The sequence below is a fragment of the Shewanella submarina genome, from assembly GCF_042646185.1.
GTDB lineage: Bacteria > Pseudomonadota > Gammaproteobacteria > Enterobacterales > Shewanellaceae > Shewanella > Shewanella corallii.
In genome coordinates, this window is record NZ_JBHRTD010000019.1 from 1 (window position 1) to 2,517 (window position 2,517).

Sequence of the window (2,517 nt, forward strand, 5' to 3'; positions counted from 1 at the left end):
CTCGAGAGGCTTAACCATACAACCCAAAAGGGTTTCGTAACACTGGTTAGAACCTTGAATAGAATATCAAGACTTGATTGAAGTCGAGACTCAAAGAAAAGAATCCCAGGTCGCTTAGCTCAGCTGGGAGAGCACCTCCCTTACAAGGAGGGGGTCACTGGTTCGAGCCCAGTAGCGACCACCATATTTCTTGCTAGATATTAGCTTTCCGAATTGTACAGAATTTGCTTGGTGACAATAGCGCTGTGGTCCCACCTGATCCCATTCCGAACTCAGAAGTGAAACGCAGCTGCGCCGATGGTAGTGTGGGGCTTCCCCATGTGAGAGTAGGTCATTGCCAAGCGCCAATTTTGCTGATATGGCTCAGTCGGTAGAGCGCATCCTTGGTAAGGATGAGGTCCCCAGTTCGATTCTGGGTATCAGCACCATTATTCATCGTCAGGCACTAAATGACGATACAAAATTTGCTTGGTGACAATAGCGCTGTGGTCCCACCTGATCCCATTCCGAACTCAGAAGTGAAACGCAGCTGCGCCGATGGTAGTGTGGGGCTTCCCCATGTGAGAGTAGGTCATTGCCAAGCGCCTAATAAACGAAAGAGCCCGTTGCTGATGCAACGGGCTTTTTTGTTATGTCTGTATTTCAGTGAACTCGAAACGGACAGAAACCAACTGAATAAGGTGGCTTTGCTGTACAGGATGTACGTATCCCTGGCCACCATGGATGGTGGAGGAAGGGATTTGCGTTCGGGGAATTTGAAATTGTGGGAGTGTCATTTGACTCCCGAGTACTTCTGCTCAGGTGACTGCTTCACTTATAAGAAGGCAGCAACCACCTACCCCCGACGTCACCCCTCCTAAACGGTCGGTAACTGCTCCTGCGTTACCGACATTCGGCACATCCATGTGCCTTGCCTCCCGGCTCTATTCGTTCCTCATTCTGCGTTAATCAAGCCCTGAAAGTTTCGCTTCCATAGCAGACGTGCTTAACCCCCATGTGAGAGAAAGGCATAGATAGCTGGCCATTGCCAAGCGTCTATCCCCAACGTCATCTTTCCCTCAGGAGCGGTTGTCGAGGATGTCCGGGAAAGATCGAGTCGCTAGCTAGAAAGCATATGGCTTCCGCCGTTTTCACCATCCATGTGCCGTAGCCGGAAATTGCTCCCTACATTTCCGGTATTCACTACGTCCTTGCAGTTTGCCTCTTGGCTGCGCTCATACTTCGCTCCGCGTTAATCAAGTCCTGAAAGCTTCACTTCCAGGGAAGGCTTGCTTAATCCCTATGTGAGATGTGAGAGAAAGGCATAGATAGCTGGTCATTGCGTTTGCCCTGTATATCACTCCCAAACGCAAGCGCGGTATCTGATAGGCGGGAGCCTGAATGCCTTGGCGCGGGGATGCAGGATATAGAACAACGCAGGAGCAGTTGTCGAGGATTTCCAAGAAATGCGCTGTTCATGTTCGAGAGCATATGGCTTTCGCCATTCTCACCATCCATGTGCCTTAACCGGAAATTGCCCCCTGCATTTCCGGTATTCACTAGATTTGTGTAGTTAGCCTCCTATCCATATCCCCTCCTTACTCTGTATTTGTTGAGCCTTGAAGCTTGTCCAGGTCGTTCGATCTTAGCCTGGCGAGATTAAGGGGCTTACTTAAGGGTGACAACGAAGTGCCTGGCGGTAGTTATAAGCAATATAAGCTTTCGAACGGTGAATAAGGCAGGGGAGTTTTCGGGTGTTTGAATATGGATCAATTAGCTTGATCGTTTACTTGGCTACTTATTCTCTTAATTACTCTCTCCGTTTCAAAGTTGTTCATCGAAGCAGCGTTATTTGTTTTATGTACAAAGCTGCCCTTCTTATTTGTTGTGACGATTCCTCTCACTCTACATTTCAATCATCTTTCTGCAGGCATTATTGTTTCCTCGACGAGCTCCTTTAGTTGTCGTTAGCTTTGGCGGATAACGCAAGTTGATAGTTAGTGCGTTAGTGGTGGCTATATATCGGGCAACTATTGTGTCGGAATATGGGGAATCTGCATTTGGATTGAAGTCTTGAATACTGGCTGATAACAGGTGGCGTGGTGCCAGGGATACTGGCCATGTGGATAATTTGGTGGATAACAGGTGGGCATGATGTGCCCTTCTTGTGCTCAAGTAAGGGGTAAGTAAGTATTTGCTAAAAAGTGCATTTTTCTGCAAAAAAGCGCTTGCGCAAACGAATTTGCTCCCTATAATGCGCCCTCACTGACACGGCACACAGCGACAAACGGCGCTGATTGCAGGTCAGGTCGGCAAGTGCCGAAGAGATGGAAAAGCAGTGTTGAAAACGACCTTTGGTCACAAATTAACCGCTTGAAAATCTTCTTCAAAAAAGCGCTTGACGAAAGAGGTTTGAAGCGTAGAATACGCAGCCTCTTCAGAACGAAACAAGTTCTGAATCGCTCTTTAACAATTAGACAGACAAGCAAATCTGTGTGGACATTCACAGTAGTTGATGAGGTCGACAAAGACTTATTC

Annotated in this window: 1 protein-coding gene, 2 tRNA genes and 2 rRNA genes; all 5 read left to right on the top strand. The window is 47.8% G+C overall.

All coding sequences use genetic code 11. The annotated features are described in order from the left end of the window. The first annotated feature begins 108 nt into the window (after window positions 1-108). Window positions 109-184 (top strand) — tRNA-Val (locus tag ACFOE0_RS22385). 43 nt (window positions 185-227) lie between these two features. Further along, window positions 228-343 (top strand): 5S ribosomal RNA (gene rrf, locus ACFOE0_RS22390). 9 nt (window positions 344-352) lie between these two features. After that, a tRNA-Thr gene (locus tag ACFOE0_RS22395) sits at window positions 353-428 on the top strand. 39 nt (window positions 429-467) lie between these two features. Further along, window positions 468-583: ribosomal RNA gene (rrf, locus tag ACFOE0_RS22400) — 5S ribosomal RNA — on the top strand. 1,712 nt (window positions 584-2,295) lie between these two features. Further along, a partial coding sequence (locus ACFOE0_RS22405; RefSeq protein WP_380712829.1) for a hypothetical protein occupies window positions 2,296-2,517 on the top strand: 222 nt, incomplete at its 3' end.